This window comes from Parapedobacter soli (assembly GCF_025460835.1).
Lineage (GTDB): Bacteria > Bacteroidota > Bacteroidia > Sphingobacteriales > Sphingobacteriaceae > Parapedobacter > Parapedobacter soli.
Genome location: NZ_JAMXAY010000009.1, coordinates 61,797 through 82,318 on the forward strand (window position 1 = coordinate 61,797; position 20,522 = coordinate 82,318).

Below are 20,522 nucleotides of genomic sequence, written 5' to 3' on the forward strand. Positions count from 1 at the left end.
TACGTTGCCGGCGGCAATGCATGGTGTCAGTCTAAAAAGTGACATCGGTTACTTCTTACACTGGTGCGGATGTAGGCGTGGTTATTGTTTGATATGCTGCAATTTATTGATGGAGAGGATCCGGATTGCGTTTCCTTCCTTCGCGATGAGTTTTTCGTCTTTGAAGTCGGCAAGCATACGGCTGATGGTTTCGTTGGCCGTGCCGGCCAGCGATGCCAGGTCATCGCGCGATATACGGATGAGGCATTCGTCGTCCGTGGCACCTGCGAGTGTCTTCTCGGCCACGTGGATGAGTGCGTTGGCTACGCGCTTCCGAACCGAATCGTATGCGAAAGCCAGCAATTGGACTTCCTTACCGCGGATATTGCCCGAGAGCAGCTTGATGAATTTATTGGCTATCCCGGGCTTCCGGTAAAGTAATTCAAAGAAATTGTCACGGTCTACCAATGCCAACTCAGTGTCTTCCAGAGCTTCGGCATTGTCTGTATAACGTTGTTGGAGCAGCAATGCCCCATAACCGAAAAATGAGTTATCCACATGGATATCGGTAGCCAGCTCCCGACCATCCAAATAATGCAGGAAACGGCGCACTTTGCCTTTCTTCACGAAATACACATACAGTGGTGTATCCCCCTCTTGGTAGATGAATTGCTTTTTCTTATAGGTTTTAGTCCGGGAGCGCTGGACGAGCTCCTGCAAGAGGGTGTCTTGCTCTTCCTCGCTTAGGCGGAGGTCCTTGTTGATTTCCTTTTCCGGGCCCAGTTGCTTACGTTTCTTCAGCCGGGTTTCTATGGCGTTGAGCAGTTCGATATCATCAAAAGGCTTGGTCAGGTAGTCATCTGCACCCAGTTCCATCGCTTTCCGCATATCTGCGCGCTCGGCCTTTGCCGTTAGGAAAATAAAAGGTATGGTGGCGGCCTGCGGGTGCTTGGACAACATATACAGCACGCCATATCCATCCAGCTCGGGCATCATGATATCGCACAGGATAACACTGGGTAAGTGCTTGATGGCCAGCTCCACCCCCGTTTTCCCTTCGGGGGCTTCAAAAACCTGATAACCCGTCAGCTCCAGGATTTCCTTCGTGCTTTCACGGATATCGTCGTTATCCTCGATAATGAGTACGGTTGTTTGTTTAGTTGCTGTTGACATGGCTGGTATTGTGGAATGTAAGCGTAAACACGGTTCCTTTGTCCTGCGCGCTCTGGCACGTGACCTCCCCCCCCATCAGCGACACGTACCGCCTCACGATATTGAGGCCTAAGCCGGTGCCCGGGATGTTGCCCGTGTTATGCGCACGGAAAAACGGCTCAAACAGGCTCTTCTGGTCTTCTGCCGGGATCCCGATGCCGTCGTCTTTGACTACAATCTGGCATGTATCGCCATTGATCTCGGTATTGAACTCGATAAAGGTGTTCTCACCTGAATATTTGATTGCATTGGATATCAAATTGATGACACTGTTTTTGAGTAAGTTGGCATCCAGTTTAAATTTGCCCTCCGACCCGGTGTGTTGGTATACAATATGCTGGTTTGCCTTACATATCAGCTGCATTTCTTCGGTAATTTCTTCGGCCACTTCCACGAGATTAATCTCTTCGTTGTCGGCGAGTACCTTCCCGGCCTCAAGCCGTTCCAGCGACAGGAAATCGTTCAGGATGCTGGTAAGCAACTGTACCGAACCTTTTATCCGGCCTGTATGTTTCAACACATTGGGCAAGTCGGGCTTTGCTGCATATTTTTCTATCAGTGAGGCCGAAAGCTGGACCGCGCTGAGGGGTGTGCGGAATTCGTGGGATGCCATGGACACGAAGCGCGATTTGAGTTGGTTGAGCTCCTTCTCCTTCTCCAGCGATTGGCTGACGTCAGCCTTAGTCTTTTCGAGCTCAGACACCAATTTAATCAGGTCTTTGGTCCGGTTGCTCACCGTCGCCTCCAGCTCTTCCATGTGGTGCAGCAGTTTCTCTTCAGCCTCCTTTTCTTTCGAGAGGTCGTGCACGAACCCGGTGAACGCGATTTTATTTTCGTAGTGCACCTCACTTACCGCAAGCCGGAATGGGAATGTTGTCCCATCTTTACGCAAGCCCCGTACCTCCCTGCCTATACCGATTATTTTTTTCACACCGGTGGTGAGGTAGTTGTGGATGTACTGGTCGTGCCGGCTTTGGTCGGGCTCGGGCATCAGCATCGATACGTTGTTGCCGATTACCTCTGCCGCTTCATAGCCGAAAAGTTTGGAGGCTGCCGGGTTTATGGAATCCACGATGCCGTGCTGGTCGATCGTGATGATCCCATCGATGGCATTTTCGATAATAGCCTTGAGTAACCGGGAGGTATCCATCTACTATTTTGTCAATTTCTTGTATTTGATACGGTGGGGGGCCACATCGCCCAGCCGCTTTTTACGGTTTTCTTCGTATTCGGTATAGTTACCTTCGTAGAAATACACCTGCGAATCGCCTTCGAACGCCAAGATATGTGTACAGACACGGTCGAGGAACCAGCGGTCGTGCGAGATGATGACCGCACATCCGCCGAAGTTTTCCAACCCTTCTTCGAGCGCCCGCAGTGTGTTCACATCGATGTCATTGGTCGGTTCGTCGAGCAGTAGCACGTTGGCGCCTTTCTTCAGTGTGATGGCCAAGTGTACGCGGTTGCGTTCGCCGCCAGACAGCACACCGACCTTTTTCTGCTGATCTGCTCCACTGAAGTTGAATTTAGACACATAGGCGCGTGAGTTGATCTGCCGGGATCCCAGCTGGATGTTCTCGTTGCCCTCCGTAATGTTTTCCCATACGGTTTTATCCGGGTCGAGGTCGTCATGCAACTGGTCGACATAGCCCAGCACCACGGTTTCGCCTACGCGGAACGTGCCCGCATCGGGCTGTTCCTGTCCTGTGATCAACCGGAAGAGGGTTGTTTTACCCGCCCCGTTGGGCCCTATGATACCGACGATACCTGCCGGGGGGAGCGAGAAGTTGAGGTCTTCGAACAACAGTTTGTCGCCATACGCCTTACTGACTCCCTGTGCTTCGATGACCACATTTCCCAGCCGCGGACCGGGGGGGATGAATAGCTCTAGCTTCGCTTCGCGTTCTTTGGTCTCTTCGGACGCCAACTTTTCGTAATTGTGCAAACGGGCTTTGGATTTAGCTTGGCGGGCTTTAGGTGCCATCCGCGCCCATTCAAGCTCCCGTTCAAGGGTTTTCTGCCGTTTACTCTCGGTCTTTTCCTCTTGGGCCAACCGTTTGGCTTTCTGATCGAGCCACGATGAGTAATTCCCTTTCCAGGGTATTCCCTCACCACGGTCGAGTTCCAGTATCCAGCCCGCCACATTATCAAGGAAATACCGGTCGTGCGTCACCGAGATGACCGTCCCTTTATATTGCTGGAGGTGCTGTTCGAGCCAGTCGATCGACTCGGCATCGAGGTGGTTGGTCGGCTCATCGAGCAGCAATACATCGGGCTCCTGGAGCAACAACCGACATAATGCCACTCGACGGCGCTCCCCGCCTGACAATGTGGCTACCCCGCGATCGGCATCAGGGCATCGCAATGCATCCATTGCCCGCTCAAGTTTGCTATCTATTTCCCACGCCCCCGACGCATCTATCCGGTCTTGTATTTCGCCCTGCCGCGCCAGCAATCGATCCATCTCGTCTGCGTTTTCATAGACTTCCGGCAAGCCGAACTTTTCGTTGATTTCCTCGTACTCTTGGAGTAATGCCATGATTTCGGCTACGCCTTCCTCTACCACTTCTCGCACCGTCTTGCTATTATCCAATTCGGGCTCTTGGGCGAGATAACCCACACTATAGCCCGGAGAGAACACCACTTCGCCCTGGAAAGACTTATCCAATCCGGCGATAATGCGCAGCAACGATGACTTGCCGGAGCCGTTTAGACCGATTACACCGATTTTGGCCCCATAGAAAAAAGAGAGGTAAATATTTTTCAATACTTGTTTCTGCGGCGGGTAGACTTTGTTGACCCCAGCCATGGAAAATATTACCTTTTCGTCTGACATATTTCGATTCCTTATTACAGTTGCTATAAAAATAAAGAAAGGCAAAGATAGTCAGAATGGCGCAATAAAAGCTTTTAAAGCACCTGACAAAATGTTATCTTTGTATCAATGGCTTAATTGTTGATAAATGTTACACAAATTGTAAAGGTACAAGCGATATTTTTTCTACATTTATCGCATCCTTAGCATAAAAAAAGAAAGGTAATACATTCATGGAAGCAAAATTTTCGCCTCGCGTAAAGGATGTGATTTCATACAGCAGGGAAGAAGCCATCAGGTTGAAGCACGATTATATCGGCACGGAGCATTTGTTGCTCGGCCTTATTCGTGAGGGGGATGGCATAGCCATCAAGATTCTAAAACATGCAGGGATCGACACCACAGAGCTACGTAAGTCTATCGAAGATGCTGTGAAAGGCTCCTCGATGTCTCGGGCCCCTATCGGCAATATGCCGCTCACTAAGCAAGCGGAGAAAGTATTGAAAATCACCTACCTTGAAGCAAAGATATTTAAGAGTGATGTAATCGGCACGGAGCACTTGCTGCTCTCTATTCTTCGTGATGAAGACAACATCGCCTCGCAGATTCTGCAGCAGTTCGACATCAACTACGATGTGTTTAAGGCCGATGTCGAACAGCATAAGGCTGGCATTACGGGCCAAGCCGCGGGCTCGACTGCCGGCGATGATGATTTCAAAGAAGATGACCACTTCAGCCAGCCGAAAAAAGTCTCCGACATCAAGTCGAAAACGCCGGTGCTTGATAATTTCGGGCGCGACCTCACCAAAGCTGCGGAAGAGGGCCGGCTGGATCCCATCGTGGGGCGTGAAAAAGAAATCGAGCGCGTGTCACAGATCCTCTCGCGGCGGAAGAAGAACAACCCGATCCTCATCGGTGAGCCCGGTGTGGGTAAATCCGCTATCGCCGAAGGGTTGGCCCTGCGTATCGTCCAACGCAAGGTCTCGCGTGTACTATTCAATAAGCGGGTGGTTACGTTGGATCTGGCGTCATTGGTGGCCGGTACAAAATACCGGGGCCAGTTTGAGGAGCGGATGAAAGCAGTGATGAACGAGCTGGAAAAATCGCCCGATGTCATCCTCTTCATCGATGAAATACACACCATCGTGGGTGCCGGCGGGGCATCCGGCTCATTGGATGCGTCCAACATGTTCAAACCCGCCTTGGCGCGCGGTGAAATCCAATGTATCGGTGCAACGACACTCGACGAATACCGCCAGTACATCGAAAAAGATGGTGCGCTCGACCGCCGGTTCCAGAAAGTGATGATTGAGCCGGCTACGCACGACGAAACGGTGGAGATACTCAACCGCATCAAGGAGAAGTACGAAGAACACCACAACGTCAACTATACGCCAGAGGCCATTGAGGCTTGCGTAACGTTGACCACCCGCTATATCACGGATCGGTTTTTACCCGACAAAGCAATCGATGCATTGGACGAGGCTGGTTCACGGGTGCACCTCACCAATATCCATGTACCACAAACCATCATCGATATTGAGGAGAAAATCGAGCAGATAAAAATCGAGAAAAACAAGGTTGTACGCAGCCAGAAATACGAAGAGGCTGCCAAACTACGAGACACGGAGAAGAAGCTCTTAGAAGAGCTTGAAGAAGAGAAGACCGCTTGGGAAGCCGAAACTAAAACCAAACGGTACACCGTTACGGAAGACAATGTTGCGGAAGTGGTGTCCATGATGACCGGTATACCCGTGCAACGCGTGGGGCAATCTGACAGCCAGAAGCTGTTGGGTATGGCCGACTCTATGAAGGGCCGGATTATCGGGCAGGACGACGCCGTTAAGAAATTGGTCAAGGCAATACAGCGCACCCGTGCCGGATTGAAAGACCCGAAAAAGCCCATCGGTTCCTTTATCTTCTTGGGCCCTACTGGGGTTGGTAAAACTGAGCTGGCGAAAGAACTGGCCCGATTCATGTTTGATAGCGAAGACTCGCTCATCCAGATTGATATGAGCGAATATATGGAGAAGTTTGCCATCTCCCGCTTGGTTGGGGCGCCTCCGGGATACGTAGGCTACGAAGAAGGTGGCCAACTGACCGAAAAGGTACGCCGCAAGCCCTATTCCGTAGTACTGCTTGATGAGATCGAGAAAGCACATCCCGACGTATTCAACCTGCTGCTGCAGGTATTGGATGAGGGGCAGCTCACCGATAGCCTCGGCCGCCGTGTGGACTTCAGGAACACCATCCTGATCATGACGTCCAACATCGGTGCCCGGCAGTTGAAAGACTTCGGGCAAGGTGTAGGTTTCACCACATCGGCCAAAGCCGAGCAAGCCGAGTCACACTCACGCAGCGTCATCGAGAACGCGCTTAAGCGGGCTTTCGCTCCGGAATTCCTTAACCGGGTAGACGATGTGATCGTGTTCAACTCACTGGATAAAGAAGATATCTTCAAGATCATCGATATCGAATTGAAGTCGCTGTTTGTCCGCATCGAGGCATTGGGCTACAGCATCAAACTTACCGATGCTGCCAAGGAATTCGTAGCGGAAAAGGGCTTTGACAGCAACTTCGGTGCACGCCCGCTCAAACGGGCTATCCAGAAATACCTGGAAGACCCGATTGCCGAGGAGATACTCAAAGGCGAGGTGGCCGAAGGGAATACACTGGAGGTAGACTACGACCAGACCAAGAAGGAAGTGGTGGTGAATATCCAAGTGGCCGACGGCGGCTCATCGAAGCCTTCGGATTTGGCAGAGGAAAAGAAAGACGATTAGTTTAAGTTCATAATTGTCACACAGCTAACGATAAGGCTGTATCAACGATGTTGGTACAGCCTTTTTTATTCCGTAATGGCCTTACAACCTTTTTGAGTGAGCTATTCCGATAAACATAAACCGCTATAAGAGCTTAATATTCCTCTTCAACCACTTCGGTCTCGACCGATGCGGCTGCAGGTTGTTTTTTCTTTCCGGCTCCGGTAATCATTTTTATCAAAACAGGTGCTGTTGCAACAACCACTATACTTATAATGACGTATTCAAGATTGCGTTGCACCCAAGCGTTCTCGCCGAGCAGGTAACCTAGCGTGGCCAGACTGCCCACCCAAAGGACGCCACCAACCACATTATACAGGGCAAATTTCCGGATATCCATCTCCACGATACCCGCTACGATGGGTGCAAACGTCCGTACCACGGGAAGGAAGCGCGCCAAGATAATAGCTATCCCACCTCGTTTATGGTAGAACTCCTGTGCCCGGAAAATGTATTCTTTTTTGAAAAGCCAGCCGTCTTTCATTTTCAGCAGCCGGTGCCCGAAATACTTGCCACACCAGTAACCGACAAAATTACCCAATATCCCGGCGATCGAAATCAGCGCAATCCAATACAATAGGGTGAGTACGGAATCTACCGGCCCGAGTGTCAGGTTGGCGATGATAATGCCCGCAATAAACAGGATGGGATCACCGGGCAGGAAAAAACCGATGAGGATACCTGTTTCGGCAAAAACAATAAACAGCAATAAGTACAGGCCACCGTGGGCAACAATCCAGTTGGGGTCGGTGAGGTTATTCAAAAAATCGAGAAATTCAGCCACGGATATCTTCTTAAAACTAACTGCAAAAAAGCGTGCAAATTATGGAAAGAAGTGGTATAAAATCGTGCCGTAACCCTTCACGAAAGCCAATCCATCAGGATGGTTACAAAAAATTGCAAAATACTGACAAACTCAAAGTAGGAAAAGGTTGATAAGAAGGCCGGTACCTTAATTCACTTTCTGTAAGAACACCTGCAATTCATACCGAAAGGCCTGGTTCTCCGAATCCGCCTCGCTCATGAAGAGCTCCATATTCCTGCTCGTAAAATTTCGGATCTGAAAAACCGCCGAACCAGTACCATCTTCGGTGAGTCCCAAGATGGAAAGCGTCTTCTTATCACCTGAGACCTCATAATCTGAGATTACATTATCGTTATCAACAAACCCGATATTGACCCGGCCTTTCTCGGTGAATTGAAACTTCGCGATGTCAAATTCATATTCATCGCTCCCATCATTGGTATCGAATTGTTCGATAAGGGTTCCATCCCTAAAATGTTTCTCGACAGCCCGCGTTACATTCCATATGCCGGCCAACACATTATCCTCGGAAATATCCGGCTTTTCGACCTTAGCACAGGAGCCTAGAGACATCAATAAGATTCCGAGAAATACGTAAGTCAAGCACTTTTTCTGTTGTTGGTTTTGCATTTCAATTAATTTGATTTCCATTCGCTACAAATTAACCGCATTCGGCTCAACTTTTAAATACTCATTAGTAGGTATTTTCAGACCGGATATACGTCGATTTGACACCGACGACCGATTGGATTAGGTGGCAGGTTGGTCGTCGAGGAATGTGCCATACCACTTCCCTGATGCTTTCACGATACGCTGCTGCGTTTGGAAGTCGACATGCACCAAACCGAATCGGGCATCGTAACCTTCTGCCCACTCGAAGTTATCGGTGAGCGTCCACACGAAATACCCATGTACATTGAGCCCTTCCTGCTTGGCTCGCAACACTTGGGCGAGATGCGATTGCAGGTATTTCAAGCGCTGCAGATCTGCCACCTCACCGTTTGCAACGGTATCGGGGAATGCGGAACCGTTCTCGGTGACATAGATTTTGGGAACGTTCGGATACGCCCCAAATTTTTTGATCATGTCGTAAATGGATTCGGGGTATACCTCCCAACCCATATCGGTAATGGGCCGGGCACCCCGGCTTTTTGCCGAGCATATCCTTGCTTTCAAGTAAGGCACAAAATAGGAATGCCTAACTACTTCACGTGTATAGTTCTGGATACCGATAAAATCAAAATCGAAAGGCAATAAGCTATCGTCACCCGCTTGCATGTATTTTTCGATACCTTTCAATGCCTTCAAATCCATCACGGGGTACCCTATTCCCAATACAGGCTCGATAAACAGCCGATTGATCAAGGCATCTGCCCGTTTCGCAGCTTCCACATCACGGCGGCGGTTAGTGGCAGGATGAATACCAGAGCAGGAGAAGGTACTGCCCACGGCAGCATCCGGGACTTCCGAGCGCAACAGCCGACCCACCCGCCCCATGGCCAATGCCGCATGGTGGGCGGCAGGAAAAAAATTCCGTAAACCCGTTAATCCTGGGGCGTGCACGCCAAAGAAATACCCGGCTCCGGTAAATACGGTTGGTTCGTTAAGCACCATCCAATGCTTCACCCTATCGCGGATACGGCCTGCAACCAGAGCAGCAAATTCTTCCATCCAGGATAACACATCTCGATTTGTCCACCCCCCCTTATCCTGGAGAGCCTGTGGCAGATCCCAGTGGTATAAGGTAACCCAAGGATCAACCTCATGTTGCAGGCAACAGTCTACCAAACGGTCGTAGAAATCCAGTCCCTTTGTGTTGGGGCTGCCGATGCCGGCAGGCAAAATGCGGGGCCAAGAAACGGAAAATCGAAAATTCGGAATATGCAGTTTCTTTACGAACGCGATATCCTCCTGGTAGCGATGATAGAAATCACTCGCTACATCCGCATGATGTCCGTTTTTGATTTTCCCCTTCCGCCGTGTAAAGGTATCCCAAATCGATGGTCCCTTACCGTGGATATTCCAAGCACCCTCCGTCTGAAAAGCCGCGCTTGACACTCCCCATTGAAAATCGGAACCGAAGTCTGCTTTTACCATCTATCCCAACACTTTTGGTATGTGGGTTTCCAATAGCTTGTCGACGATAGCCTGGGTGCAATCAGGATAATCCACCGTGACAGTATGCTTGCTATTTAGCCATGTTTCGATAGCAACGTCGTTTTTGGCTTTAAGGTTCTTGATTACGGGCACGCCCATCTCCTCAAGCGCAGCCGCATTGAGATGTTGTTCATATTGGTTTTTCATGGGGATAACCAACAGCTTCTTTTTCATGAACAACGCTTCTGCAGGTGTTTCGAACCCAGCGCCGCATAACACCCCTGCGGACGTCGCCATACTTTGGATGAACCGCTCATTAGCGATGGGTTGTACGCGTACGTTCCGCATTTCGAATGGTGTTTTGTTGTGCTTTGAAAACACTTCCCATTGGATATCGGGAAAACGCATCAGCTCTTTCAACAGCCTTGCATCGTCGTAAGCCGGCAGGTACACGGTATAATGCCCTTGGTCAGACACATCAAGCTGCCTCACCTGCCGGCGGATTACCGGTGTGAATATCCGATGGTTGTACGCTTTAAAGTGAAAGCCATAGTTTACCGTAGCGGGTGCATAATTTCGCATGATAAATTTGCCCAGCATATCCTGCTCCTTCGGTTTTGGTGCCTGCGCGTCCATGGCACCAGCTTGGTGGCTGAGACCGATACATTCCTTGTCGCGCGTGTGACATGCCCAAGCTGAAATAGGCTCGAAATCATTGATTATCAAATCGTAATTTTCAATCGGCACGGTATTCACCTCGTGGATGAGCCGGCGTACCGTAGAGCTCATGAAGGTCTTCCACAAATCCACTCCACCTTTTTTGCCGAAGATGAAGCTGAGGCCATGCATGCGGTATTTCACCGGGAATGGGAGCTCCAGATCCGCTTGGATGCCGCTTACCAGTACATCCACGGAGGCTCGCTGCTGGAGGCAAGGCACCACGTCCATTGCCCGGCTCAGATGGCCATTGCCCGTACCCTGAACTGCATAGAGGATTTTCATGTATAACTATTAGACGTCAGACGCTAGACAACAGACGCTATACACTTAACCCACTGTCAACGTCTAAACGCTGAAACCAAAAAACGGGAAAAAATACGGATTTTCAAACCCATTAACCAATTTAATACGTACCTCATTGCAATGATGATTTATACCCTTGAAAGCAAAAGAGCGACTTTCGTATTACGTCTTCGTTAAAAACACATCAATAGTTTGTAATCTCTCGGTTTAACATGTAACTTTAGCACATGGGTCGCATCTGCCTATTTCCAATCGCCATCGTAGCGGTTGTTTTGCTTTCCTCATGGGGTTTCCATGCGCACAAGCTGATTAACCGCATGGCTGTTTTTACGTTACCTACTGACGTATCGAGGTTTTACAAAAATCATGTGGACTACATCACCGAGCATGCGGTAGATGCCGATAAGCGCTGCTATGTGGATACAGCTGAGTCGCCCCGGCACTTCATCGACGCCGACGAATACGGGGCCCATCCGTTCGACAGCATCCCCATCCACTGGACGGCTGCCGTGGAGAAATTCAGTGAGCGCCGGCTGCTGGCACGGGGCGTTCTCCCTTGGCAGATCAACCGCAGTTACTACGCACTGGTCCGGGCATTCAGTGAGCTGGATTTCCACCGGCTATTGCGCCACTCGGCGGACATCGGCCACTACCTCGCCGATGCGCACGTCCCGCTGCATACCACCAGCAATTACAACGGGCAGCAGACCAACCAGATCGGGATCCATGCATTTTGGGAAAGCCGTTTACCGGAACTTTTTTCTGAGGGGTACGATTTCTTTGTGGGCCGTGCACGTTATATCGAATCGCCCGTTGATGAGGCGTGGCGTATCGTGCAGGAAAGCCACGCCTTGGTAGATTCGGTATTGGCTCTCGAAGCTGCGTTGAGCAATCGGTTCCCTGCCGACCGGAAATATGGTTATATCACCCGGAATAATGTGCTCATCCGGACGTACTCCGACGATTATTCAAGGGCGTACCACGAAGCGTTGAGTGGCATGGTGGAGCGGCGGATGCGGGGTGCCATCCACGCTATCGGCAGTTTCTGGTATTCTGCTTGGGTAGATGCCGGGCAGCCCGATATCCGGCACTTACCGCCGGAGTCGCCCACGCCCGGCACCGTCCCAGCGCCTGCAGCAGACCAGAAACCATTGGGTAGGGAGGAATGGCATTGACCCTGTCCCTCCGAGCGCCATCAATCAACGATATTAAATGCAGCTTTGACGGCGTTATAGTTCCGTAGGTCAACATTACCCATGGTGGCACTGACACCACCTGGGATTAACACATATCGGAATTGTACCGAGCCCCATCCTATACCTGCGCTACCTGTGCTATTGTCATGCGTATACCGTGTAATGTAAAGTACCCCGGGCTTCGGGACAAAACTGACCGTACTCGGTCTGTTTCCTGACCCGGCATCACCGGTATATGGCAAGGGAAACACACTAGTAAGAAAGCGCATGTACACCTGTATCACCCCCCTATCGATAATTGTTTGAGTCAGCCTTGGCACAGGGATATGGTTTACCTTTAGGTTCGTACCATCAATGATCGTATCGCGCTGTGACTGTTGGAACGACATCCAATCGCTATAGATGACGTTGGCTGTACCAGCTGGCCCCTGTGGACCGGTAGCACCTGTTGCACCACGGGGTCCCGCTGGGCCTTGTGGACCGGTAGCGCCTGTGGCACCACGGGGTCCCGCGGGGCCTTGTGGGCCGGTAGCACCTGTGGCACCCGTAGCTCCACGCGCTCCGGTGGCACCCGTATCACCCTTATCTCCTTTGTCACCTTTGTCACCTTTGTCACCTTTGTCTCCTTTGTCTCCTTTGTCTCCTTTGTCACCTTTGTCACCTCGTACCCCTTGTTCACCTTGTGGTCCCATGGGACCCACGTCTCCTTCCTTACAGGAATACAAACTGATCGCCACGGTACTCATAGCGAAAAGTAAAATCTGTTTAAAGTTCATAATTGTAAATTTAATTGACTAAACATCGCGTAATTGACTAAATATCATGATAGCCCTACGAGAAACGGTGTTAACCAACCTTTCAGTTGCCGATGCGCAAAGCTTGCTTGACCGATTCGTAATTTTCCAAATCCAGCTGCCCACTTGCCTGGGCGGAAAGAACAGTTGACGCTTCAGCGAATATCACCCTGATTTTTCGAAACGTGAGCGGAAGACCGTACACATTGCTGCCATCAGGCCGAAGCGCCCGGATGCCGAGTCGATAAACACTACTGGGCGATACACCTACTTGATAAATAAAATACCGCGTTTGGTAATTACCGGATGATCCCAGCCCAGGGGAGGCAAACCAGGCCGTCGCGGCTTCGGGGATTGGGTTATAGTATACCAAGACCATGCTATTGTCTACGAGCGCTCTGGATACCAACAAGTCAAGGTCCAACCCATTCGTGAAGGTATGCGAGCCGAACTCATAAAGCACCACATTAGCGTTCCCATCGTCCCCTTTGTCGCCTTTTGGGCCCGTAGCACCACGCGGACCGGCAGGCCCTTGTGGACCGGTGGCGCCCGTAGCACCACGCGGACCAGTAGCTCCAAATCTCCTTTATCTCCTTTCGCTCCGGTAGCACCTGTCGCTCCCCGGTCTCCTTTATCGCCTTTATCTCCTTTATCGCCTTTGTCGCCCTTAACCCCCTGTTCACCCTGTGGTCCAATAGGGCCTATATCGCCCTCTTTACAACCGGCTAACGTGAGTGTGACTAACCCCAGAACAACCATCATGGATTTGAAGATCTTCATAATTCGTTAGTTTCATTAAATAATAGATTTCATACAAAGAAATAAACAACCGATGCGATTGACAATACCTATTTTGGTGTATTCTACTGTATGGTTACTCACCTGTGGCTTCAGCCATAATCTCGACCGCTTGGGTAAGTTCATCGAGCGACAGGCTGCCAAACCCCAACCGTATGCCGCTGTGGATTTTTGACTGGTACAGGAGATAGCGAGGCAGGTACAGCCCACGCTGCATGCAGGTTTTCCGGAGTTGCATGAGGTTGTAGCAGGGCGACCATGTGGTCCATAGCGCCAAGCCGCCCGTCGGTACGATGGTGTGAACGCGATTGCCCATCCGATCGCTCAGCAATCTCACTAAATGATCGCGCCGTCCCTTGTATTCATTGACGGCTTTTTTCAGGTAACGGTGGATTTCTCCGTCGGCAATCATTTCGCCAAGTGCTGCTTCAGTGAGTGTATCGCCATAACGATCGATGATGCCCAGGAGCTTATCCATTTCGGTAATCAGCGGTGCTGGCGCCACAATGAAGCCCGACCGGAATCCCGGAGCCATCGACTTACCAAATGTACCTACATAGACCACCATCCCCCCTGTATCTGCGCTTGCCATTGGCAAAAGAGGACTCCCATCGTAATGGAAATCGTAATCGTAATCATCTTCCAAAATGATAAATCCATAAGCAGCGGAGAGTTCCAACAGTTCAACCCTCCGCCGGGCACTGAGCGTGACGGTGGTGGGGTAATGGTGGTGGGGGGTAAGGTAAAGCATCCGGATGGGCCGATGCAGACAAAGCCGGCGGATGGCATCTACGTCAAGCCCTTGTTCGTCAACTGGAACCGTGAGGACGGTAGCTCCAGCTTTCTGAAAAATCATGTTCGTTGCAAAATAACTGAGGTCGCCCACCACGACACAGTCGCCGGGGGAAAGCAATGTCTCGGCCACAATGTAGACGCTCAGCTCAAGACTGCGGGTTATCAGGATGTTCTTCTCGGCAATATGCAACCCCCGCGTGAGGTTAAGAAAGTTCACCAGATTTGCCCGGTAGTATGCGCTACCTAGCGGGTTGCTGTAACCCAGTTTGGCCCGGTTGCTCCTGCGCTTCATATTGGTGTGGAGCAGGCGCGAAAGATACCCGACGTGCGATAGCCGCGGGTCGGGGAGCCCATCGTCAAAGGCTAGACTAGCGGGAGCATCGTCAAACGGATTATCCAGCACGTTCCATTTCTTAAACGAAAACCCCGTCTGCGGCGGGTACCCCGCCAGATCACGTCCGCCGTTGAGTCTCGTGGGTTTCTGCCGCATCCCGTTTCGGACAAATGCACCGCGGCTTGGCTGGATTTCAATCCATCCCTGCGCCTCCAGCTCCGCGTAACTGGCCACAATCGTATTGCGATGCATACCCAGCAAGCTGGCTAGTTGTCGGCTGCCCGGTAATTTGTGGCCATCCATCAGGTATCCGCGTTGGATGGCGTTGATGAGCTGATGGGCCACTTGCAGGTAAACGGGCGTGGTAGCCTTGCGGTCTACCTGGATGAAACTGGGGTAAGGTACTAAAACCGGACTATCCATAAAATAAAAACTGGCACCTCTTGATGTGCCGGCAAGTTACGACTTTTGCAAAAAATCAATCGAATGACACAATATCTAAAAAAGACCGCCGTAATTTTAGGGTTATTAGGGTGTGGGCCTGCCCTCGCCCAGGAGGATACGAAGGCGATACCGCTCGGGGAAGTGGTCATCACCGAAAACCGGATGCAGCTGCCTTTCGACAAGCAGAACCGTAACATACAGGTCATCGATCGGCAGCAGATTGATGCCATGCCCGCCCAATCGATCAATGAGCTGCTCAGCCATGTGGGTGGCGTGGACCTCCGCCAGCGCGGGCCATTCGGCACGCAGGCAGATGTAAGCATAGACGGGGGGAGCTTTGAGCAGACCCTTATTCTAGTGAATGGTGTGAAGGTGTTGGACGCCCAAACGGCCCACAACAGCCTCAACCTACCCATACCTACCGATGCGATTGAACGCATTGAGATCATCCGCGGCCCCGCCGCACGTATCTATGGCATCAATAGCCTTACAGGAGCCATCAATATCGTGACACGGAAGCCGGCGGAGTCGGGCATATCTGGAAATATCTACGTGGGCTCGGGGTTTAAACGGGATACGGCAAACAACAATGCACTTTTCAATGGCCGGGGCGTGCAACTGGGGGCAACGCTGGCAAGCAAAGCCGGCCGCCATTCCATTTACGGGAGCCACGAATCGGGCAATGGTTACCGCTACAACACCCCATTCCGGAACAACAAGGTGTTTTATCAAGGAGAGGTACCCACCGGTGGTAAAGATGTCCTGTCAATCATGGGTGGTTATGTTTCCAACGGATTTGGTGCCAACGGCTTTTATGCGGCACCGGGCGACAAGGAATCGCGGGAGATCGTCCAAAACATACTGGCAGCCATTGGGTACCGCAGCCAATTGGCAGACCGTCTTTCACTATCACCACAGGTGAGTTACCGTTACGGTTACGACGACTACCGCTACTTCCGCCATGACCTGAGCCGTGCACGGAGCCAGCATCATAGCCACGCCATCAATACCGAGGTAAATGCAACACTCCAAACCGGAGCAGGCGATATCGGTATCGGTCTGGAAATGCGCAACGAAATCATCCGCAGCAGCAATATCGGCAACCATGACCGCAGCAACTTCGGGCTCTATGCGGAGTTTAAAACCGAAGAGATAAAGCGGGTGTTACTCAATGCCGGTGCTTATATCAATTACAACTCGGACTACGGCTGGCAGCTATTCCCCGGCATCGACCTGGGTTATCAGCTCAGCGAGCACTGGAAATTAGTAGCCCACACCGGTATGGGCCAACGCATCCCTTCATTCACCGACCTCTACCTCGACCAGCGTCCGGGCAATATCGGCAACCCGGTATTGCAATCGGAAAACTCCTGGCATGCTGAGGGCGGCGTCAAGTACGCAGATAATCGAACCATAGCTCATTTAAGCTACTTCTACCGGAACATGAACGATTTTATTGATTGGGTGCGGTTATCTGAGGATGACCCCTGGCAGCCGCACAATTTCCAACAGAACCGCACACATGGGCTCTCCTTCTCGGCCAATTACCGGATGTCTGCCCCCCAGTCGGGAGTAAAATGGTTGGCCGGGCTTGCCTATACGTGGCTGTCGCCCACATTCGACGACAGTAACAACGCCGGCTTCCTCTCCAAATACGTAATTGAGAGCTTACGCCACCAAATCGTGGCCAACCTCCAGCTCTCGGCTGGCAGCCTATCGGCCACCGCCGCGGCACGGTTTAACGAGCGTATTAGCTATAAAAGTTATTTCGTCGGCGATGCCCGAATCAGTTACCGATTCCATGCTGCATCCCTCTATTTAGACGTCAAAAACATCTTCGACGTGACCTATATCGAGGCCGCAGCAGTGCCCATGCCCGGCCGGTGGTTCGGCCTCGGTATTAAATACGGGATCGCGGACTGAACAGCTGTACGTCACTCTTTCTTTTCCAGCAACCGCCATACGATGGCTGCTACGATGGCCCCAACGATCGGCGCAGCAAAGAACAGCCATAGTTGGCTCAGTGCCGCCCCGCCAGCCAATATGGCCGGGCCGAAACTACGTGCGGGGTTGACCGAAGTACCGGTAATCGGGATGGCAACTAAATGGATAAGCACCAAGGTAAGGCCGATGGCGAGTCCAGCCATCGTGCTGTTGCCCCATTTGGAAGTAGCGCCGAATATGACAAACAGGAAAAGAAACGTCAACACCGATTCGGTCAAAAATGCGGCTCCGGTACCGTATTCATTCTGGTAGCCCTCGCCCCATCCGTTAGCGCCGTAAGCCCACTCACCCGGTGTGAATCCCGCTAGCTGTCCGCTTAGTATCTGCTGCAACACAAATGCCCCCAGCAATGCACCGATAAGCTGAGCAACGATGTAGGTAATGGCATCACTAACGGAAATCTTGCCGTTTACGAGCATACCGACGGTTACAGCCGGATTGATGTGGCAACCCGTGATGCCGCCAATGCCATAGGCAAACACCACTACCGACAGGCCAAACGCCAATGCGATACCCAAAAGGCCTACGCCCGAAAGGCCGGCTACTGTGTCTAGCCCCGCAACAGCAGCGGCCCCGCAGCCGAACAACACCAAACCAAAGGTGCCAATCAATTCAGCCACGAACTTTGTTGAAGTTTTAATTTCCATGATTCTTATAAGTTGGTTCGCTCAAAGATAATAGCTTTATCTAAAACAACATTATTTTTACAATAAAAAAAAGCCCCACTTCACAGCAGGGCTTCTCCATTTAACCAAACCTAACAAAATGAACATTACTTCTTTTTATTGAAGCAAAGGTATCCACTCGTTATTATGTCACAATTAAGCAGCGATTAACATATTGTCAACAGCTCAGAAGTCTTATCAAATAACCAGGCCGGTTCCCGGCATTGCCACGGGGATATCCAGTGGTCCCATATCCAACCGGAATTCCTCGGGCTTTGGGCCGAGTGTGATGTTCGAGTTCAACGCGCGTTCCCAGGTCACTTCGGCACCGCTATAGGCAGCCAACGTGGCCAATATCGCCACCATGGTGCTATTGGTCATCCAATCGCCATCGTTGATGGGATTACCTGATCGGATGGAAGCAAACAGCTCGTCGTGTTCCGTTTGGTACATATTATTGTTGGGTCCGTTATATTTCCACGGGTCGGTGCCAAGGATCTCATACCGGCTGCCGATCTCGACCGCCATCTTGCCACTTGTTCCAACGACATCGACACTATTCCGGTTGGCAACGCCTGTTTGCTGTCGTGCGAAATGATAGCCTTTGATGTCGCCGGGATAGGTCAGTTCCACTGCGAAGTGATCGAACACATTCCCTTTTTCTTTTTCAATCCGTACCTGCCGGCCACCGCTACCGATGGCCTTTTCAGGGTGGATGTCGCCCATCACCCACGCCATCATGTCTAGGCTATGCACCGCCTGCTCAATAACCAAATCACCCGACATCCAGTTATAATAGAACCAATTACGCAACTGGAAATCGAGGTCCGACCATCCGGCCTGCCGCGGCTTCAGACTTAAATCGCCTCCATACCGGAATGACGACAGCGATACAACGTCGCCTATGGCCCCCTCGCGCACCCTCCCAAATACGGCCCGGTTGGGGTTGGCATAACGGAAACAGAATCCGGAAACAACGGCTAGATCTTTCTCTTTCGACTTACGGACGGCTTCCAGCACCCTACGGACACCGGGCGGATCGATTGCTACCGGCTTCTCACAGAAGATGTGTTTATCGGCATTTACGGCCGCTTCCAAATGCAACGGGCGGAATACGGGCGGCGAGGCCAGTAGGACCACATCCACCCCGGCGTCGATAACTTTCTGGTACGCATCCAGGCCCACAAATCTGTGTTTGTCTTTTACCTTCACCTTGGATGGCTCGATCTTCATCAGCGCGTTGTAAGCCGTGGTAATCTGATCTTCATAAATATCGCCCATGGCCACAAGCTCTACGTCGGGATCGGCCCGCAGTGCCTGCGCAGCAGCCCCGGTACCACGGCCGCCACAACCGATCAGGCCAACTTTAAGTGTTTTTCTCCTTGCTGATAATGGATTTGCGAAACCAAATCGGTGTGCTAGTGGAATGACGGCAGCCATGGTTCCCGCTTTCTTCAGGAATGTACGGCGAGAAGCCCCGCTACCGGAGCACGAAGTGTTCAATATCATAATCGTATTTAAAATGTATTTTCAGCACCTAAAAATCGGCCCCTAATATATAAATTTATATCGAAACACGGCAGCCACCGTCAATGTCGTCTAGCCGAGCTTTCGCGGACAAGCAGCTTCGGCTCCAGTACGATCTTCTCCGGTTTGTGTTTGTAGTAATCGCCTTTCTTAAGCAGCTTCAGAAACAGGTGCGCCACTGCCTCGCCCATCTCTACCGTTCGCTGGTCTACCGTGGAAATGGTGGGGCTTACCAAGCTGGTGAACGCTTCGTTGGCGAACCCAGCCACCCCAACTTCGTCCGGTATACGCTTGCCTGCCGCCTTCAGTTCCTGCACTACCCCCATAGCGGTAAAATCCTCCAAAGTGAATACCGCGTCGAAATCGACACCCTGTTCCAACAAGCCCCGTACACAGCTACGCCCGAATTCGAGAGAGAAGTCGCCCTTGATGATCAGGCGCTCATCGATCGGCAAGCCATGTTGTTTCAATGCATCGAGGTAACCCCTCAAGCGCTCATTGAAAATATTGATATTGCGGTACTGGTTGATATGGACAATGCGACGGTAGCCCGCTTGGATGAGGTGCTCTGTGGCCATAAACCCGCCCTTATAATCGTCTATGGTAACAGACGGCACATCGAGCCCCAGCGGCACCCTGTCGAAAAAAGCCAATGGGATATTCCGTTCTTTGATTTCCATAAACCCGCCATCGTCTTCCGTTTCGAGCGATATGGAAGCGATGATACCGTCTACCCGCGAGCGGAGGAAAGTATCGATACCACGGTTCTCCTGTTTGATAGACTCCTGCGATTGGTATAGTAATATGGTGTAGCCGTTTTCGTTCATCACCCCTTCTATACCATGAACCACCGAGCTGAAAAAGCTCACGTCGAGGCGGGGCACTAACACACCGATGATTTTGGTTTTGCCAGACCGCAGTGAGGATGCCACCTTATTGGGCCGGTAGCCTAGCCGGTCGGCGGTTTCCCGTACCGCTTTTTTTGTTGCTACGCTGATCGCAGGGTGATCGTTGAGTGCCCTCGCTACGGTAGAAAAGGTAATATTGAGCTCCTTCGCTATATCTAAAATGGTGACTTTTTTCAAGTAAGTATCGATTAAAGGGTAAATGGTACCAATAGGAAAACTCAAATATGGGCACCCCAACAAAAATAGAGATACATTTTGGAATTCAAAAAGTAATATCTACCTTTATGCCAACGTTAGCATTATC

17 protein-coding genes are annotated in these 20,522 nt (G+C 51.2%); 3 read left to right on the top strand and 14 right to left on the bottom strand.

What is annotated here, in order from left to right:
• Window positions 1–81: 81 nt before the first annotated feature.
• Genes NGM62_RS06025 through ettA form a run of 3 tightly spaced genes read right to left on the bottom strand, consistent with a single transcriptional unit; the run spans window position 82 to window position 4,027 of the window.
• The gene (locus NGM62_RS06025; protein WP_262246599.1) at window positions 82–1,152 is read right to left on the bottom strand and encodes a response regulator; all 1,071 of its coding nucleotides are present in this window, start codon (window positions 1,150–1,152) and stop codon (window positions 82–84) included.
• The gene (locus NGM62_RS06030) at window positions 1,136–2,341 is read right to left on the bottom strand and encodes a PAS domain-containing sensor histidine kinase (protein ID WP_262246600.1); all 1,206 of its coding nucleotides are present in this window, start codon (window positions 2,339–2,341) and stop codon (window positions 1,136–1,138) included. Before NGM62_RS06030 ends, NGM62_RS06025 begins: the two co-directional genes overlap by 17 nt.
• 3 nt (window positions 2,342–2,344) lie before the next feature.
• Window positions 2,345–4,027, bottom strand: coding sequence for an energy-dependent translational throttle protein EttA (gene ettA / locus NGM62_RS06035; protein ID WP_262246601.1), 1,683 nt, complete (start codon window positions 4,025–4,027; stop codon window positions 2,345–2,347).
• Between the two features lie 212 nt (window positions 4,028–4,239).
• Here ettA and NGM62_RS06040 point away from each other — a divergent pair, with 212 nt between their 5' ends.
• Window positions 4,240–6,789, top strand: a complete 2,550-nt coding sequence (locus tag NGM62_RS06040; protein WP_262246602.1) for an ATP-dependent Clp protease ATP-binding subunit — start codon at window positions 4,240–4,242, stop codon at window positions 6,787–6,789.
• A 133-nt stretch (window positions 6,790–6,922) separates the two neighbouring features.
• Here NGM62_RS06040 and NGM62_RS06045 read toward each other — a convergent pair whose 3' ends face one another.
• The 4 genes from NGM62_RS06045 to NGM62_RS06060 all read right to left on the bottom strand — a co-directional run bounded on the left by NGM62_RS06045 (window position 6,923) and on the right by NGM62_RS06060 (window position 10,732).
• Window positions 6,923–7,612 (bottom strand): DedA family protein, encoded by a 690-nt coding sequence (locus NGM62_RS06045; protein WP_262246603.1) that lies wholly within the window; start codon window positions 7,610–7,612, stop codon window positions 6,923–6,925.
• Between the two features lie 168 nt (window positions 7,613–7,780).
• A complete protein-coding gene (locus tag NGM62_RS06050) occupies window positions 7,781–8,284 on the bottom strand; it encodes a hypothetical protein (protein WP_262246604.1) in 504 nt (167 codons plus the stop codon).
• A gap of 99 nt (window positions 8,285–8,383) precedes the next feature.
• Window positions 8,384–9,730, bottom strand: coding sequence for a GH1 family beta-glucosidase (locus tag NGM62_RS06055; protein ID WP_262246605.1), 1,347 nt, complete (start codon window positions 9,728–9,730; stop codon window positions 8,384–8,386).
• Window positions 9,731–10,732 (bottom strand): glycosyltransferase family protein, encoded by a 1,002-nt coding sequence (locus NGM62_RS06060; protein WP_262246606.1) that lies wholly within the window; start codon window positions 10,730–10,732, stop codon window positions 9,731–9,733.
• A 248-nt stretch (window positions 10,733–10,980) separates the two neighbouring features.
• On the opposite strand from NGM62_RS06060, the gene NGM62_RS06065 reads away from it, so the two are divergent.
• A complete protein-coding gene (locus tag NGM62_RS06065; RefSeq protein WP_262246607.1) occupies window positions 10,981–11,928 on the top strand; it encodes a zinc dependent phospholipase C family protein in 948 nt (315 codons plus the stop codon).
• 20 nt (window positions 11,929–11,948) lie between these two features.
• Here the strand turns inward: NGM62_RS06065 and NGM62_RS06070 are convergent, their stop codons facing one another.
• From NGM62_RS06070 to NGM62_RS06085, 4 genes are all read right to left on the bottom strand, one after another.
• Entirely contained in the window at window positions 11,949–12,725 is a 777-nt protein-coding gene (locus NGM62_RS06070) for a collagen-like protein (protein WP_262246608.1), read from the bottom strand.
• A gap of 82 nt (window positions 12,726–12,807) precedes the next feature.
• A complete protein-coding gene (locus NGM62_RS06075) occupies window positions 12,808–13,122 on the bottom strand; it encodes a hypothetical protein (RefSeq protein ID WP_262246609.1) in 315 nt (104 codons plus the stop codon).
• A gap of 8 nt (window positions 13,123–13,130) precedes the next feature.
• Window positions 13,131–13,523, bottom strand: a complete 393-nt coding sequence (locus NGM62_RS06080) for a hypothetical protein (RefSeq protein WP_262246610.1) — start codon at window positions 13,521–13,523, stop codon at window positions 13,131–13,133.
• Between the two features lie 94 nt (window positions 13,524–13,617).
• Entirely contained in the window at window positions 13,618–15,093 is a 1,476-nt protein-coding gene (locus tag NGM62_RS06085) for an aminotransferase-like domain-containing protein (RefSeq protein WP_262246611.1), read from the bottom strand.
• A gap of 63 nt (window positions 15,094–15,156) precedes the next feature.
• Here NGM62_RS06085 and NGM62_RS06090 point away from each other — a divergent pair, with 63 nt between their 5' ends.
• Window positions 15,157–17,037: a TonB-dependent receptor plug domain-containing protein gene (locus NGM62_RS06090; protein ID WP_262246612.1), complete on the top strand. Its 1,881-nt coding sequence runs from the start codon at window positions 15,157–15,159 to the stop codon at window positions 17,035–17,037.
• A gap of 11 nt (window positions 17,038–17,048) precedes the next feature.
• Here the strand turns inward: NGM62_RS06090 and NGM62_RS06095 are convergent, their stop codons facing one another.
• The 3 genes from NGM62_RS06095 to NGM62_RS06105 form a co-directional block, all read right to left on the bottom strand.
• Window positions 17,049–17,765 carry an MIP family channel protein gene (locus NGM62_RS06095; RefSeq protein WP_262246613.1) on the bottom strand — a complete coding sequence of 239 codons (717 nt, stop codon included), beginning with the start codon at window positions 17,763–17,765 and terminating at the stop codon, window positions 17,049–17,051.
• Window positions 17,766–17,981: 216 nt separating this feature from the next.
• On the bottom strand, window positions 17,982–19,292 hold the full coding sequence (locus tag NGM62_RS06100; protein WP_262246614.1) for a Gfo/Idh/MocA family protein: 1,311 nt from the start codon (window positions 19,290–19,292) through the stop codon (window positions 17,982–17,984).
• Between the two features lie 80 nt (window positions 19,293–19,372).
• Window positions 19,373–20,395 carry a LacI family DNA-binding transcriptional regulator gene (locus NGM62_RS06105; protein WP_262246615.1) on the bottom strand — a complete coding sequence of 341 codons (1,023 nt, stop codon included), beginning with the start codon at window positions 20,393–20,395 and terminating at the stop codon, window positions 19,373–19,375.
• Between the last annotated feature and the right edge of the window lie 127 nt (window positions 20,396–20,522).

What these genes read in the sequence shown, in the direction of transcription:
- NGM62_RS06025 (WP_262246599.1), bottom strand. Translation starts at nt 1,152, where the DNA reads ATGTCAACAGCAACTAAACAAACAACCGTACTCATTATCGAGGATAAC.
- NGM62_RS06030 (WP_262246600.1), bottom strand. Translation starts at nt 2,341, where the DNA reads ATGGATACCTCCCGGTTACTCAAGGCTATTATCGAAAATGCCATCGAT.
- ettA (WP_262246601.1), bottom strand. Translation starts at nt 4,027, where the DNA reads ATGTCAGACGAAAAGGTAATATTTTCCATGGCTGGGGTCAACAAAGTC.
- NGM62_RS06040 (WP_262246602.1), top strand. Translation starts at nt 4,240, where the DNA reads ATGGAAGCAAAATTTTCGCCTCGCGTAAAGGATGTGATTTCATACAGC.
- NGM62_RS06050 (WP_262246604.1), bottom strand. Translation starts at nt 8,284, where the DNA reads ATGGAAATCAAATTAATTGAAATGCAAAACCAACAACAGAAAAAGTGC.
- NGM62_RS06055 (WP_262246605.1), bottom strand. Translation starts at nt 9,730, where the DNA reads ATGGTAAAAGCAGACTTCGGTTCCGATTTTCAATGGGGAGTGTCAAGC.
- NGM62_RS06060 (WP_262246606.1), bottom strand. Translation starts at nt 10,732, where the DNA reads ATGAAAATCCTCTATGCAGTTCAGGGTACGGGCAATGGCCATCTGAGC.
- NGM62_RS06065 (WP_262246607.1), top strand. Translation starts at nt 10,981, where the DNA reads ATGGGTCGCATCTGCCTATTTCCAATCGCCATCGTAGCGGTTGTTTTG.
- NGM62_RS06070 (WP_262246608.1), bottom strand. Translation starts at nt 12,725, where the DNA reads ATGAACTTTAAACAGATTTTACTTTTCGCTATGAGTACCGTGGCGATC.
- NGM62_RS06075 (WP_262246609.1), bottom strand. Translation starts at nt 13,122, where the DNA reads ATGGTCTTGGTATACTATAACCCAATCCCCGAAGCCGCGACGGCCTGG.
- NGM62_RS06080 (WP_262246610.1), bottom strand. Translation starts at nt 13,523, where the DNA reads ATGAAGATCTTCAAATCCATGATGGTTGTTCTGGGGTTAGTCACACTC.
- NGM62_RS06085 (WP_262246611.1), bottom strand. Translation starts at nt 15,093, where the DNA reads ATGGATAGTCCGGTTTTAGTACCTTACCCCAGTTTCATCCAGGTAGAC.
- NGM62_RS06090 (WP_262246612.1), top strand. Translation starts at nt 15,157, where the DNA reads ATGACACAATATCTAAAAAAGACCGCCGTAATTTTAGGGTTATTAGGG.
- NGM62_RS06095 (WP_262246613.1), bottom strand. Translation starts at nt 17,765, where the DNA reads ATGGAAATTAAAACTTCAACAAAGTTCGTGGCTGAATTGATTGGCACC.
- NGM62_RS06100 (WP_262246614.1), bottom strand. Translation starts at nt 19,292, where the DNA reads ATGATATTGAACACTTCGTGCTCCGGTAGCGGGGCTTCTCGCCGTACA.